Source organism: Sphingomonas crocodyli (assembly GCF_004005865.1).
Taxonomy (GTDB): domain Bacteria; phylum Pseudomonadota; class Alphaproteobacteria; order Sphingomonadales; family Sphingomonadaceae; genus Rhizorhabdus; species Rhizorhabdus crocodyli.
Map to the genome: position 1 here is coordinate 1,617,695 of NZ_SACN01000001.1, position 12,131 is coordinate 1,629,825.

Consider the following 12,131-nt stretch of genomic DNA (forward strand, 5'->3'; position numbering starts at 1 on the left):
CAGATAACACCCCCACGTCGGTGGCCGTCGTGCCGATCGATGCCGAGACCGCTATCCGTCAGCTTGAGCGACTGCGCGAAAAGCAGCCCGGATATGGAATGTCCTTCCGATCCGACAGCCCGATCCGCCGGGGCGCTGCCGAGCTTAACCTCTACGGCAACCGTGCCGACGCTGCGAACTGGCTGATGAACAATGCGGACAATGTGATCGCCCTGGTCCGCCTCGCCTTCCAGCAGCCGGGCGGGGAGGCTTCTACGATCGCCGAAGTCGAAACCCAAGCGAAGGCGCTTATGGACCACGCCGCCGGCATGGCGGGGCTGACTGTCAGCGAATGGGTTTCAGCACGAATGAGGGCTGCTGCGGATCGTGCTTTGACACCCGCCCCGGACGCCGCGCTGCGGGAGGCATATGAACGCGCTGCGCAAATCTGCGAAGGTTACGGGTATCTAATCGCGGCGGCTGATATTCGTAGTCTCGCTGCCACCCCTTCGCAGAAGCAGGGGGAGGGGTTGTGAGCGTCCTTGGCTGGAACGATCCGATGCCTTTCGGGAAGTATAAGGGACTGTCGGTGCGCGCCATAGCGTCGTTCAATCCCAGCTACCTTGCGTGGGCGGTGAAGAATCTCGACAGCTTTGATCTTACGCCGGAGGCCAGAAAGCTCGGCCAGCGGGAACTGAACATCCACCGCCAGCAGTCGGCAAATCGGCAACAGGGCTGGGCGTGGGGCTTTGGCGCATCCGTCAAGCGAGCCGCTGAGAAATGGCAGGAGGAGATGATCCGCCGCGAATATGCAGAACGCAAAGCCCTCGCCACCACCAACGGGGAGACCTCGCATGGGAACGACTGAGCTTTTGCCGTGTCCGTTTTGTGGGGGCGAGGCAAAATTGGTGAGCACCGCCAGTTCGACGGTTCAGTGCCAGAACGACCAATGCATCATTGGCGACCCCGCACCATTTAACGACTTCTCCCACCGAGAGGACGCCATCGCCGCCTGGAATTGCCGCACCACCCCCGACCTCCCCGAGCGCGGGGGATGGCCGCACGTTGGCTTCGGTTGCCATGTAACTGCCGGGAAACGCTACGGAGGTGGTTGGCAAGACTGTATCGTTACCGAAGTTCACGACGACGGCGCGGTTTCCGTAAACCGGCTTAGCGATGGTGAAAAAGGTCTGCTCCCGCTCGGGACATGGGAACTTAAGGCCACCCCCGCTCCTGCTGGCGAGTTGGAGGAGATGCTGCCTACAGATGGGCAACAGGCGGCTCAGGATTGGGAAGAAGCCCTAGCCGAGATCGCGCGAACCGCGAAACACAAAGACCTTTGCAGCTTCTGGGCAGGCCCGTGGAGGTGTAACTGCGGGCTTAAGGGCGCACTTGCCAATCTCCGCACCCACCCCGGCGCAACCACGAAGGGGATAGAATGATGGGCTACTTCAGCAACGCGACCGAGGGCGACTTCTGGGAAAGCGACAACTGCGCCAAATGCCACCATAACGGCACTGGCGAGGACGATCCGCTCTGTCCGGTGATGGCCGCCCACATGCTCTACGCCTACGAGATGTGCAACGAGCATGAGAACCCCGCCAAGATCATCCTCGATCTACTCATACCCAGAAACAAGAACGAACTCGGCAACGCCAAGTGCGCGATGTTCAAGCCGCGCCACGGTGTCACCGATCGGCACCTGAAGGACTGGGATAAGTACAAGCAGATCATGGCGGAGATGGGCCGATGACCATGACCCCCATCGCTGAACTGCGGGAGCTTCACGCCAAGGCTGACAGTAACGGTTGGACAGTCGATGAGGATGGCGACCTGTGCGCCCGAGTGCCAACATGCTGGCGCGAAGATGCGTGGCAAGATGAGCAAGGCCGGAATAACGCTGCCTTGGTTGTAGCCGCCGTCAACGCCCTCCCCGCGCTCCTCGACCTTGCCGAGCGCGCCGAAGCCGCCGAGCAGCGGTGCGCGGACATGGAGAAGGTGTTATCTGATCCCACAGCGGTCCATCTTAACATGCTGCGAGGCGGGATCGCAAAGCCATCGCCAGTGAACATCTGGCACCTGTATGGTGACGAAGCCTTGCTCGCGGATATGCCAGAGAGTGCCCGCGCCCTCGCGCAGACGGGGAGGGGGTGATGGGGGACATGACCGCAATTCGCCCGCCCTTCACGGTCGCAAAGCTGGCGGAGCATTGGGACGTCAGCGACACGTTCATCTACACTGAGATCCATGCTGGCCGATTGAAGGCGATGCGGTTCGGCGGCAAGCTGTACCGGATCAAGCCCGAAGCGGTGGAGGAATACGAATGCCGGGCCTGCCTTACCGAATCGGACGTCTCACTCGAACTCGAGAAGACGGGACAAGATATTGGTCATTCTGCATCAAATGGGCTGACGAGCGGGGAGCGCACCGCGTCTCGCTTGGGACGGATGATCGAGCGGCCGCAGAGGCCGCGGCTCGTGAGTTCTGGGGCAAAAGGACGCTAGCTACGGCGGAGACGGTCGGTGAGATCGTCACGGCCTATCTGGATAGCCTGGGCGGCCTCAAGGATGAAAAGCGCAAGCGAGAGGCGTGGGTGGCTGCAAAGCCCTTCTGGGCCGGCTTGCGCACGCACCAGATCGACGCCGAGACCGGGCCGACCTACATAGAGCAGCGGCAGCGCGCTCTCAACACCGTGCGGAACGAGTTGGGCTTGATCCGATCGGCGCTCGCCTGGGCGCACAAAGACAAGCAGATGATCCCGGTCATGCCTCCGGTGAAGGTGCCCGCTATGCCGGATAGCGAGGTCGAGCATCTGACCAAGGCGCAATTCCGTCGCTTCCTAAAGGGCTGCAAAGCTCCCCACGTTCGGCTGTTCGTGCTTCTGGCAATCGCTACCGGCGCCAGGTCGAAACATCTTCTCGCCCTCCCGTGGGTGCGCGTCGATTGGCAGCGTAAGCATATCAGCCTCAAGCCTACCCGCGATGGCGACAAGGAGGCCCCGAACAAAGGGCGCGCCACTGTGCCTGTCGACGATGAGCGCGTGTGGGAGGCTTTGAAGGAGGCTCGCCATATGGCGCAGACGCTGTTCGTCATCGAAAGCGGTGGCGAGCGCATCGCGTCGATTCGCAAGGGCTTCGAAGCTGCGTCAGAGCGATCGGGCGTGAAGTGCACTCCTCACATGCTTCGGCATAGCGCAGCGGTGTGGATGGCGGAGGCGCGAACGCCGATGGATGAGATTGCGGCCTTCCTCGGCCACAAGAATCCGCTGATCACCGCGCGAGTCTATGCTCGTTTCCATCCGGACTATCTACGGCGCGCTGCGAAGGCTTTGAGATGGTAACGGTTCAACTGAACCGAAGGGCGGTGTGATGATGTTGCGGAATATCCAGCAAAATCAGATGGATCAATGGGGCGACCGACGGGGATTGAACCCGCAACCTCCGGTACCACAAACCGGCGCTCTAACCAATTGAGCTACGGTCGCCACAGGGATCCGATCCCTCTCCGGGGCCGGGATGGCGCTCCATAAGAGCGACCCCCGCACCCGTCAAGCAGGATAGGCGTCTCCCCTATCAGTTCGTCGCCATCTCCGCCTCGAACAGCGCTTTCAGCGCGGGCAGGCTGACCTTGAGCGAGGGCGTGCGCGGGAAATCGGCCATCTCGACGATCTTCACCGGCACCTGATAGGGCATCAGTCGCTCGCGCAGGAAAGCGACGAATTCCTCCTGGGTCGGGGCCTGCGTATCGGCGCGGCGGATGAAGGCCGCGACGGGCACTTCGCCCAGCCGCCGGTCGGGCATGCCCGCCACGGTCGCCTCGCGTACCGAAGGATGCTGCTCCATCGCGCGGATCACGTCGTCGGGCAAAATCTTGAAGCCGCCGCGGATGATGGCGTTGTCGTACCGCCCCTTGATCCACAGGAAGCGATCCTCGTCGACCACGGCGATATCGGTCGTGCGGACCCAGTCCTTGCCATTGCCGATATTGGGCGCGCGAATCTCGAGCAGCCCTTCCTTGCCATATTCGAGCACGTCGCCGTTTTCGGGATCGACGGTGCGCGCCTCGGCACCGGGATTGAGCCGGCCGACCGACCCGCGCTTGCCGGTTTCCCAATGATCCTTGAAATCCTGCAGCGTCCAGCCGGCAGCGCCCCCGGCAAACTCGGTCGCGCCATAGTTCTGCAGAACCGGGATGCCGTATTTCTTGTAGAAAGCGTCGGCCAGATCGGGATCGAGCGGTGCGGTGCCGGTGCGATAGGCGACCAGGCTCGACAGATCCTCCTTCGGGATATCGGCGTCGAGGATCATGCGCAGCGCGGAGGGCGGCGCGCCCGCGACCTTCGGGCGATGGCGGACGACGGCGTCGCGGAACGCCTCGACACTAAACTTGTCGATCAGACAGATTTTGCGGCCCGCGAGGACCGGGTTCATGATCCCGGTGATGCCCGCAATATGCGCGAGCGGCGCGGTGACGACCTGCACGCCCGAGCGCAGCTTCATCGGCGCATCCTGATCGCGGCCCTTTTCGTAAGCCGCCGCGCTCATCAGCGCCTTTTCGAAATTGCGCGCGGCAAGCGGAATGCGCTTCGGCGTGCCGGTCGTGCCGCTCGACAGCATTTCGATCGCGATGCCGGGGGCGTCGTGGTTGAACGTCGCGCCCGCCTTCGCTTCGCAGACGACGCGCACGCTCTTGCCGTCGAAGGCGAGGCCGAGCGAGCCGGCCGCCTTGGCCGCGTCGAGCACGCCGGGGCGCTCCCAATCCTCGTCCAGCGCCAGGATGACGGGGGCGGCGACCTTTTCGACATCGTTCGCAAGCTTGTCGGCGGGGGCCGAGGCGTTGAGCGTCGCGAGGCAGCGGCCGGTGGTGAACAGGGCGATCAGGGTCGATACGAATTCGGGGCGGTTGCGCAGCAGGCAGCCGACGCGCACGCCTTCGCCCAGGCCCGCTTCGGTCAGCTTCGCATCGATCGCCGCCGAAAGATCGGTCAGGTCGCGCCAGCTATACCAGGTCTTTTCATATTCCAGCTCGGGCGCATCCGGATCGATCGCTGCGACGTCGCGGATCATGTCGGCGAGTTTGGTCATCCTGCCCTCTGTTTGACTCGGCCTTGGCCCTTCACGGCTGGTTACAAGATTTTTGTCGCGATGCCAGCAAAGAGTTAGTTGAATTGATCCGCGGCTCGACGTGGTGGCCTCACGCGCCTACATCGGGCGGTCAAGGAGCCGCCCATGATCGAGATCGAACGCATCCCCGTGCTCAGCGACAATTATGTCTGGCTGGTCCACGAACCGACGAGCGGCGAGACGGCGGTGGTCGATCCGGCGGTTGCGGAGCCGGTGCTGAAGGCGGCCGATGCGAAGGGATGGAAGATCAGCCAGATCTGGAACACGCACTGGCACCCCGATCACACCGGCGGCAATGCCGAGATCAAGGCCGCGACCGGCGCCGTCATCACCGGCCCCGCCGCCGAATCCGCCAAGATCCCCACGCTCGATCGCACCGTGGCCGAAGGCGATACGGTGCGGCTGGGCGGCGTGGAGGGCCGGGTGATCGACGTCCCCGCGCACACCGCCGGTCACATCGCGATCCATCTGCCGGGCGAGCAGACGGTGTTCACCGGCGACACCCTGTTCGCGATGGGCTGTGGCCGGCTGTTCGAAGGGACGGCCGAGCAGATGTTCGGCAATATGCGCAAGCTGGCGGCGTTGCCCGATAATACGTCGGTCTATTGCGCGCACGAATATACGCTGTCGAACGCCCGCTATGCCCGCGCGGCGGAGCCGGACAATCGCGACATCGCCGCGCGCCTCGATCTGGTGACGACGCTGCGCGAGCGGGGCGAGGCGACGGTGCCGACCACGATCGGCCTCGAACGTGCGACCAACCCGTTCATGCGCGCCGACAGCGTCGAGGAACTCGCGGCGCGGCGCACCGCGAAGGATAATTTCTAAAAGAGAGGGGCAGGATGGCCGGCCGATTTTACGATCAGTGGCAGGTGGGGGATCGGGTTGCGCACGAAATCCGGCGCACCGTGACGGAGACCGACAATCTCCTGTTCTCCACGATGACGCACAATCCGCAGCCGCTCCACCTCGACGCGCATTTCGCCGCGCAGAGCGAGTTCGGCCGCATCCTCGTCAATTCGACCTTCACTTTCGCGCTGATGATCGGCCTGTCGGTGGGGGACACGACGCTCGGCACGCTGGTCGCCAATCTGGGCTATGACAAGGTGGTGACGCCCAATCCGGTGTTCATCGGCGATACGATGCACGCGCAAAGCGAGGTCGTGGAGCTTCGCCCCAGCAAGTCGCGCCCCGGCGCGGGCATCGTCACCTTCCGCCACCAGTTGCTCAACCAGCGCGACGAAGTCGTCTGCGAATGCCTTCGTATGGCGTTGATCGCTGGCTCCTAATCCTCCCCCGGAGGGGGAGGGGGACCGCGAAGCGGTGGAGGGGTAGCTCTCCACCAACGCTGAACTTCGTTGCCGGCCAATACCTCTCCACCACCCTTCGGGCGGTCCCCCTCTCCCTCCGGGAGAGGATCTGGAGAGGATTTACCCCCCGCAGCGAACCTCGCCCGATCCGCGCTTGGCGGTCTTGCACTGGGGGCGGCCGGCAATGTCGATGTCGCCCGATCCGGTGACGCTGGCATTGGCGACGCGGGTGGGGCCGACCGCGATGTCGCCCGATCCCGTCACCGTCGCGGTCAGCGTGCCGACATTGACGCCGCCGGCGTGGAGATCGCCCGATCCGGTCACGCGCGCCGTCATCGTCTCGGCCTTGCCGTTGACGGTCAGGTCGCCCGAACCGGTGACGCTGCTGGTCAGCGTTTCGGTCTGGACCTGCGCGACGGTGAGGTTGCCCGATCCCGTTACCGATGCCGCGAAGGCCGGCGCGCGCACCACATCGACATCCACATCGCCCGACCCGGTCAGTTCGGCGGCGGAGAGGGTGGGGACGGTGACGTCGACATAGACGGTGTCGTTCTTGCCCCAGCTCATCCCCTTCCAGCCCCAGCTCTTTTCGGTGGTGATGACCAGCATCTCGCCGCGCGTTTCGACGATCAGCTTGTCGATCCGGTCCTGCGGGCCGCGCGCGACGACGCTGGGCTTCGCGCCGGTGTGGACGCGCACCGTATAAGGCCCTTCGACGCGCAGCTTGGAGAAGCCGGGCACCGGGAAGGGGCGGGTGGCGGCATTGGCCGAACAGGCGGCGGCGAGCGCGCACGCGGCAGCGGTGAAGGCGATCAGCGGGCGGCGGGACATCATGCGCTCCATATCATCTGTATTGCTGGATCAATACAGTGATGCGCTGTGGCGCGCAAGCGGATCAGGCGGCGGAGGCGAGCGGCAGATCGATCGTGAAGCGCGTGCCTTCGCCCGGCGCGGTCTGGCAGGCGATCGTGCCGCCGTGGCGGCGCACGACCGTATCGACGAGCGCGAGGCCAAGGCCCACGCCCTCGCGCCGTCCGCGGGCGAAACGCTGGAACAGGCGGCCCTGTTCGGCCTCTGTCATCCCCACACCATTGTCGGCGATCACCAGCCGGGCCTTTTCGGTGCAATGGGTGAGAACGCAGCTCACGCGGCCGCCCTCGTCGCTATATTTGATCGCGTTGGAGAGCAGGTTGGTGACGGCGCGGGTCAGCAACTGGCGATCGCCGGGCATCAGCGGTGGTTCTTCGGGCGTTTCCAGATCGACCGCGACGCCGCGCGCGCGGCTCTGCGCCCACAAGGCGTCGGCCGAATCGATCAACACGTCGGCCAGGTCGACCTCGTCGGCGTCGATCGGCTTGGCCTCCGCACGCGCGAGCTGGACGAAATTCTCGGCAAGGTCGAGCGTGCGGCGCGCTTGTCGGGCGATGCGCGCGGCCAGATCGGTGGGCATACCCGCGCCTTCCTGCGTGATCATCGTCAGGATTGCGGATTGCGGCGCGCGCATATCGTGGCTCAGCAGTTCCAGCGCCTCTTCGCGCCCGCGCTCGGCCTGGCGCAGGCGGGTCGTGTCGGCGATGCGGACGATCCAGCCGATGCGGCGATCGGCGGCATCATGCTGCGCCACCCAACGCAGTTCGTAGCTGCGTTCCTGATCGTCGCGCAGGTCGACGCCGCCTTCGCTTTCGCCGTCGGCGTCGATCGGCGCGGCGCCCAGCGCCTCCAGCAGCGGGCCGATCGCGGCGCCGCGCCCGCCGTCTAAGCCCAGCCGCTCGGCCAGCGTGCGCGCCTCATCGTTCGACAGGCTGATGCGGCCGTCCAGATTGGTGACGAACAGGGCGTCGGGCAGGTGGGTGATCGCGTCGGCCAGGAAGCGGCGAAGATCGCGCAGCCGATCGATCGCACCGCGCAGCAAAGCGGCCTGCGTCGTCACCTCGCTGGGCGTGCTCGACGTCGCCTGCGGCAGATCGTCGCGCTCGCGCTCAAGAACGCGCAACTCCTCGGTCATGTAGAGGCTGAGCGTGTGGAGCCGGCGCCAGCCCCACAAAGGATAGACGAACAGCAGCCCCATCAACGTCGCGCCCGGCGGAACCCACAGCCGGCCCCAGTGGAGCACAGCCAGACTGCCGCCCAGGATCGCGATCAGCAGGCCGAGCAGCAGATAGCCGGTTCCGCTCGGCCCCAGCCGCAGGAATCCGATCAGCATGATCCAGAGCGCGGCGAGCGCGATGGCCAACTGGAGCGCGGCGGATGCTGGCGTGATCGCGTGCCCGTGGAGCAGCGCATCGAGCAAATGCGCCTGAATCTCGACGCCCGCCATCTGGCTGGTGTCGCCGGTGCTGGGCGTCGGATAGGAATCGCCCATGCCGTTCGCGGTCGCGCCGACCAAGATGTAGCGGCCGCGCAGGAATTCGGGCGGGATCTTGCCCGACAGGACGTCGGCGAAGGGGACGGTCTGGAAATGCCCCGCGCCGCCGCCATAGGGGATCAGGATCGGACGTTCCTGCCACAGGCCCGGCTGGTTCGCATCAATCGCGGGATCGGTCTTGACCCCCGCCATTGCGGCCGCGAGCTGGAGCCAGCGCTTGCCGCCGCCGCCTTCCTCCAGGTTCACCTGACGGATCACGCGATCGCCGTCGAAGCCGACATTCACATGTGCGATGCCCGCGGCGGCCGTCGCCAGATCGCCGGCGGGATCGATTGCATCGAACGGCGCGCCATTGGTGCCCGGAACGTCGACAAGCAAAGGCAGATAAGTGGGAACGCGCCGCATCGCCGCGGCGAGCGCGGCGTCATAGGGGGTCGGCTCGACGAACAGGACGTCGTAGCCGACGGCCTTCGGCTTTGCAGCCGCCAGCCGATCGAGCAATTGGGCGTGCGCGCTGCGCGGCCAGGGCCATGCGCCGATCTGGCGCAGGCTGGGGCTGTCGATCGCGACGATCAGGATATCGTCGGGCGGCGTCCGCCGATCGGCCTCCAGCGCGCGATCATAGAGGATATTGTCGAGACGGACGGTGACGCGCGCCCAGACAAGCGTGGCGACCAGCAGGCTGGCGACGATGGCGACGGCGAGCCATTCGGCATAAAGCCGCTTTGGAACTGCCGGGGTGCCCTTATTCACCTAAGTTCGACCGCGCTCAGTGCTCGCCGTCCTCTCCATCTGGCCCGACGGCTTCGAGGCGATAACCATAGCTGTAAACAGGGACGAGGCGATAGCCGCGCTCGGGCCGCAGTCCCAGCTTGGAACGGATGCGCGAGATGTGCGCGTCCAGCGTGCGCGTGGGCAGATCCGGGTTCCGGCCCCACACCATCTCCAGCAGATAAGCGCGCGAGAGCGGGCGGTGGAGATTGCGGAACAGGGTGGCGGTCAGTTCGAATTCCTTCGCGGTCAGCGCGATCGTGTCGCCGTCGACCGTCACGTTCTGGCGCATCGGATGAAGCGTATAGGGACCGAAGGTCTCGCTGCCGCTCGTCGCCTCACGCGGGCCGCTGCGGCGCATCAGCGCGTTGATGCGGGCGAGCAGGACGGGCGGCTGCACCGGCTTGACGATATAATCGTCGGCGCCCGCGCCAAGCCCGGTCACGATATCCTCGTCGGCCGAACGGTTGGTCAGCAGCAGCGCGGGAACCGGAAGTTCCAGATTGTTGCGCATCCATTCGAGGATCTCGACGCCCGATTTGTCGGGCATATTCCAATCGAGGATCAGCAGATCGAACGTGTCCTGCCGCAGTCGCGTGGAAAGCGTGCGGGCATTGGGGAATTCGTAGCAGACGTGGCCCGCTTCGGTCAGCGTGCGCGCAACGAAGGCGCGATCCTGCGGTTCGTCGTCAAGAATTGCGATGCGCATATCAGCACCCGATCCCATGACGGATGATACGCGACGGCGGCTGCGAAACGATCGACATGCTGCGTTCCCCCTTGTCTTCGTCGCAGGCCACTAACCCGATTTTACAATTTGGTGGATGGGGTCTTAACCATCGTTGCAATTGTTTACATGTGACGGACGGCACAGGCTGTCGCCATCCGATCGTCCCCGATGTGGTGAGTTCCCGCGCAATCGATCGGCACGAAGGGCGCGCCCCTAACCAAATCCTCCCCCGCCAGGGGGAGGTGTCAGCGCAGCTGACGGAGGGGGAGGAAGCGATGATCTGGAGTTTGTCGCCGTCCTCCCCCTCCGTCGCCTTCGGCGCCACCTCCCCCTGGCGGGGGAGGATCGAGGTACACAAACGAAAAGGGCGGCCCCGCGGGACCGCCCTTCGTATCTCCACGCGGGAGGCGCCGATCACTTGTTGTGAATAGCGGCCGCCTTGCGCAGGATGTCGAGGATCTTCTCCATCGCCGCCGGCTCGTCGATGGCTTCCATCGCGGCGAGTTCGCGGGCGAGGCGGCTTGCGGCCGCTTCGAAGATCTGGCGTTCCGAATAGCTCTGCTCGGGCTGGTCGTCGGCACGGAACAGATCGCGGACCACTTCGGAGATCGACACGAGGTCGCCCGAGTTGATCTTCGCTTCATATTCCTGCGCGCGGCGCGACCACATGGTGCGCTTCACCTTGGGCTTGCCCTTCAGCGTGGTCAGCGCCTCGCCCATCGTCACCGACGAGGAGAGCTTGCGCATGCCAACGGCTTCCGCCTTGTTGGTGGGCACGCGGAGCGTCATGCGCTCCTTTTCGAAACGCAGGACGTAGAGCTCGAGTTTGGCTCCGGCGATTTCCTGGCTCTGGAGTTCGACCACGCGGCCGACACCATGCTTGGGGTAAACAACATAATCGCCGACAACGAAGCTCAGCGCCTTGGCAGCCATTTATTCACCTTTCCACGGGAAGCATCGCCCGATCCCATCCGGTCCGCGTCCCCAATCGGCGGCCGAACGGCAATGATGCGACGCTGTTCAACAGGTTCCTTGTCACGTGCGCGAGCAGAAGCGCGCCATCTTGCGACTCTCTATATCAGATAAAGCCGACAAAATCCAGCATCACGGGGATGTTACCCCGTGATGCAGACATCGGACCGCAACATTCTCTATCCATTGTGGGGTCTTAGGGCGACCCCGAGGGCAGGACTCAGTCGCCCTGACCGGGTTCTGCCGAGAAGTGCGCTTCATATTTGCCCGGCACGTTCTTCCACTCGTCGGCGTCGGCCGGCGCGTCGCGCTTGCGGGTGATGTTCGGCCACTGATTGGCGAACGTGTTGTTCAGCTCCAGCCACTGCTCCAGACCGCTTTCGGTATCCGGCAGGATCGCTTCGGCCGGGCACTCAGGCTCGCACACGCCGCAGTCGATGCACTCGCTGGGGTTGATCACCAGCATGTTATCGCCCTCGTAGAAGCAATCGACGGGGCATACTTCCACGCAGTCCATATATTTGCAGCGGATGCAGGCGTCGGTAACGACGTAGGTCATTTTGGCTCCCCGGGGACGAAACCGCGTCGCCCTATGTCGAGTGGGCTCAATCGTCAACCGAGTTGGGCTTTGCCGATCCCAAGTCGGTGTAACAGCTCCGCGCCTCGGGGGCGGGGCCGCGGCGGGCCGGCAGCGCCTCCACGCGGATCACGCGGACCCGGTCGTGCAGCGGAAAAGTCAGCACATTTCCGACACGAACGGCGGCATGCGCCTGTTCGACGACGCGCCCGTCGATCCGCATATGGCCGGCTTCCGCGATGTCCTGCGCCAGGCCGCGGGTCTTCGTCAGTCGTACGAACCAGAGATATTTATCGAGCCGCAT

The 12,131-nt window shown here is 64.6% G+C and carries 15 protein-coding genes, 1 tRNA gene and 1 pseudogene; 9 read left to right on the forward strand and 8 right to left on the reverse strand.

The features are described 5' to 3' along the window. Positions 1-29: 29 nt before the first annotated feature. From EOD43_RS07735 to EOD43_RS07765, 7 genes and pseudogenes are all read left to right on the forward strand, one after another. Positions 30-515, forward strand: coding sequence for a hypothetical protein (locus tag EOD43_RS07735; protein WP_127742661.1), 486 nt, complete (start codon positions 30-32; stop codon positions 513-515). Beyond that, positions 512-847: an exodeoxyribonuclease X C-terminal domain-containing protein gene (locus EOD43_RS07740; protein WP_127742663.1), complete on the forward strand. Its 336-nt coding sequence runs from the start codon at positions 512-514 to the stop codon at positions 845-847. Before EOD43_RS07735 ends, EOD43_RS07740 begins: the two co-directional genes overlap by 4 nt. Beyond that, positions 834-1,421 carry a Lar family restriction alleviation protein gene (locus EOD43_RS24190; RefSeq protein ID WP_164857156.1) on the forward strand — a complete coding sequence of 196 codons (588 nt, stop codon included), beginning with the start codon at positions 834-836 and terminating at the stop codon, positions 1,419-1,421. The genes EOD43_RS07740 and EOD43_RS24190 overlap by 14 nt, the downstream gene beginning before the upstream one ends. Beyond that, a complete protein-coding gene (locus EOD43_RS07750) occupies positions 1,418-1,732 on the forward strand; it encodes a hypothetical protein (RefSeq protein WP_127742667.1) in 315 nt (104 codons plus the stop codon). Before EOD43_RS24190 ends, EOD43_RS07750 begins: the two co-directional genes overlap by 4 nt. Beyond that, positions 1,729-2,133 (forward strand): hypothetical protein, encoded by a 405-nt coding sequence (locus EOD43_RS07755; protein ID WP_127742669.1) that lies wholly within the window; start codon positions 1,729-1,731, stop codon positions 2,131-2,133. Before EOD43_RS07750 ends, EOD43_RS07755 begins: the two co-directional genes overlap by 4 nt. Before the next feature lie 8 nt (positions 2,134-2,141). Next, a pseudogene (locus tag EOD43_RS24195) lies at positions 2,142-2,288 on the forward strand (helix-turn-helix domain-containing protein); the annotation flags it as partial. A 14-nt stretch (positions 2,289-2,302) separates the two neighbouring features. Next, positions 2,303-3,319, forward strand: a complete 1,017-nt coding sequence (locus tag EOD43_RS07765; protein ID WP_127742673.1) for a tyrosine-type recombinase/integrase — start codon at positions 2,303-2,305, stop codon at positions 3,317-3,319. Between the two features lie 67 nt (positions 3,320-3,386). Here EOD43_RS07765 and EOD43_RS07770 read toward each other — a convergent pair. Together EOD43_RS07770 and EOD43_RS07775 are read right to left on the reverse strand one after the other, a co-directional pair. Continuing rightward, a tRNA-His gene (locus tag EOD43_RS07770) sits at positions 3,387-3,463 on the reverse strand. An 88-nt stretch (positions 3,464-3,551) separates the two neighbouring features. After that, entirely contained in the window at positions 3,552-5,063 is a 1,512-nt protein-coding gene (locus EOD43_RS07775; protein WP_127742675.1) for a class I adenylate-forming enzyme family protein, read from the reverse strand. 144 nt (positions 5,064-5,207) lie between these two features. Between EOD43_RS07775 and gloB the strand changes: the two genes are divergently transcribed. After that, the gene (gene gloB, locus EOD43_RS07780; RefSeq protein ID WP_127742677.1) at positions 5,208-5,930 is read left to right on the forward strand and encodes a hydroxyacylglutathione hydrolase; all 723 of its coding nucleotides are present in this window, start codon (positions 5,208-5,210) and stop codon (positions 5,928-5,930) included. 14 nt (positions 5,931-5,944) lie between these two features. Beyond that, the gene (locus EOD43_RS07785; protein WP_127742679.1) at positions 5,945-6,391 is read left to right on the forward strand and encodes a MaoC family dehydratase; all 447 of its coding nucleotides are present in this window, start codon (positions 5,945-5,947) and stop codon (positions 6,389-6,391) included. A gap of 141 nt (positions 6,392-6,532) precedes the next feature. Here the strand turns inward: EOD43_RS07785 and EOD43_RS07790 are convergent, their stop codons facing one another. The 6 genes from EOD43_RS07790 to EOD43_RS07815 form a co-directional block, all read right to left on the reverse strand. Next, entirely contained in the window at positions 6,533-7,246 is a 714-nt protein-coding gene (locus EOD43_RS07790; RefSeq protein WP_240653118.1) for a head GIN domain-containing protein, read from the reverse strand. A gap of 61 nt (positions 7,247-7,307) precedes the next feature. After that, positions 7,308-9,530, reverse strand: coding sequence for a CHASE2 domain-containing protein (locus EOD43_RS07795; RefSeq protein ID WP_127742683.1), 2,223 nt, complete (start codon positions 9,528-9,530; stop codon positions 7,308-7,310). 16 nt (positions 9,531-9,546) lie between these two features. Further along, positions 9,547-10,257, reverse strand: coding sequence for a response regulator transcription factor (locus EOD43_RS07800; protein WP_127742685.1), 711 nt, complete (start codon positions 10,255-10,257; stop codon positions 9,547-9,549). Between the two features lie 435 nt (positions 10,258-10,692). After that, the gene (locus tag EOD43_RS07805) at positions 10,693-11,211 is read right to left on the reverse strand and encodes a CarD family transcriptional regulator (RefSeq protein WP_127742687.1); all 519 of its coding nucleotides are present in this window, start codon (positions 11,209-11,211) and stop codon (positions 10,693-10,695) included. 259 nt (positions 11,212-11,470) lie between these two features. After that, positions 11,471-11,809, reverse strand: a complete 339-nt coding sequence (gene fdxA, locus EOD43_RS07810) for a ferredoxin FdxA (RefSeq protein WP_127742689.1) — start codon at positions 11,807-11,809, stop codon at positions 11,471-11,473. A 46-nt stretch (positions 11,810-11,855) separates the two neighbouring features. Then, entirely contained in the window at positions 11,856-12,131 is a 276-nt protein-coding gene (locus tag EOD43_RS07815; protein WP_127742692.1) for an RNA-binding S4 domain-containing protein, read from the reverse strand.

Excerpts from the sequence above, each read along its gene's own strand:
- EOD43_RS24190 (WP_164857156.1), top strand. The coding sequence starts at position 834 with ATGGGAACGACTGAGCTTTTGCCGTGTCCGTTTTGTGGGGGCGAGGCA.
- EOD43_RS07750 (WP_127742667.1), top strand. The coding sequence starts at position 1,418 with ATGATGGGCTACTTCAGCAACGCGACCGAGGGCGACTTCTGGGAAAGC.
- EOD43_RS07755 (WP_127742669.1), top strand. The coding sequence starts at position 1,729 with ATGACCATGACCCCCATCGCTGAACTGCGGGAGCTTCACGCCAAGGCT.
- EOD43_RS07765 (WP_127742673.1), top strand. The coding sequence starts at position 2,303 with ATGCCGGGCCTGCCTTACCGAATCGGACGTCTCACTCGAACTCGAGAA.
- EOD43_RS07775 (WP_127742675.1), bottom strand. The coding sequence starts at position 5,063 with ATGACCAAACTCGCCGACATGATCCGCGACGTCGCAGCGATCGATCCG.
- gloB (WP_127742677.1), top strand. The coding sequence starts at position 5,208 with ATGATCGAGATCGAACGCATCCCCGTGCTCAGCGACAATTATGTCTGG.
- EOD43_RS07785 (WP_127742679.1), top strand. The coding sequence starts at position 5,945 with ATGGCCGGCCGATTTTACGATCAGTGGCAGGTGGGGGATCGGGTTGCG.
- EOD43_RS07790 (WP_240653118.1), bottom strand. The coding sequence starts at position 7,246 with ATGATGTCCCGCCGCCCGCTGATCGCCTTCACCGCTGCCGCGTGCGCG.
- EOD43_RS07800 (WP_127742685.1), bottom strand. The coding sequence starts at position 10,257 with ATGCGCATCGCAATTCTTGACGACGAACCGCAGGATCGCGCCTTCGTT.
- EOD43_RS07805 (WP_127742687.1), bottom strand. The coding sequence starts at position 11,211 with ATGGCTGCCAAGGCGCTGAGCTTCGTTGTCGGCGATTATGTTGTTTAC.
- fdxA (WP_127742689.1), bottom strand. The coding sequence starts at position 11,809 with ATGACCTACGTCGTTACCGACGCCTGCATCCGCTGCAAATATATGGAC.
- EOD43_RS07815 (WP_127742692.1), bottom strand. The coding sequence starts at position 12,131 with ATGCGGCTCGATAAATATCTCTGGTTCGTACGACTGACGAAGACCCGC.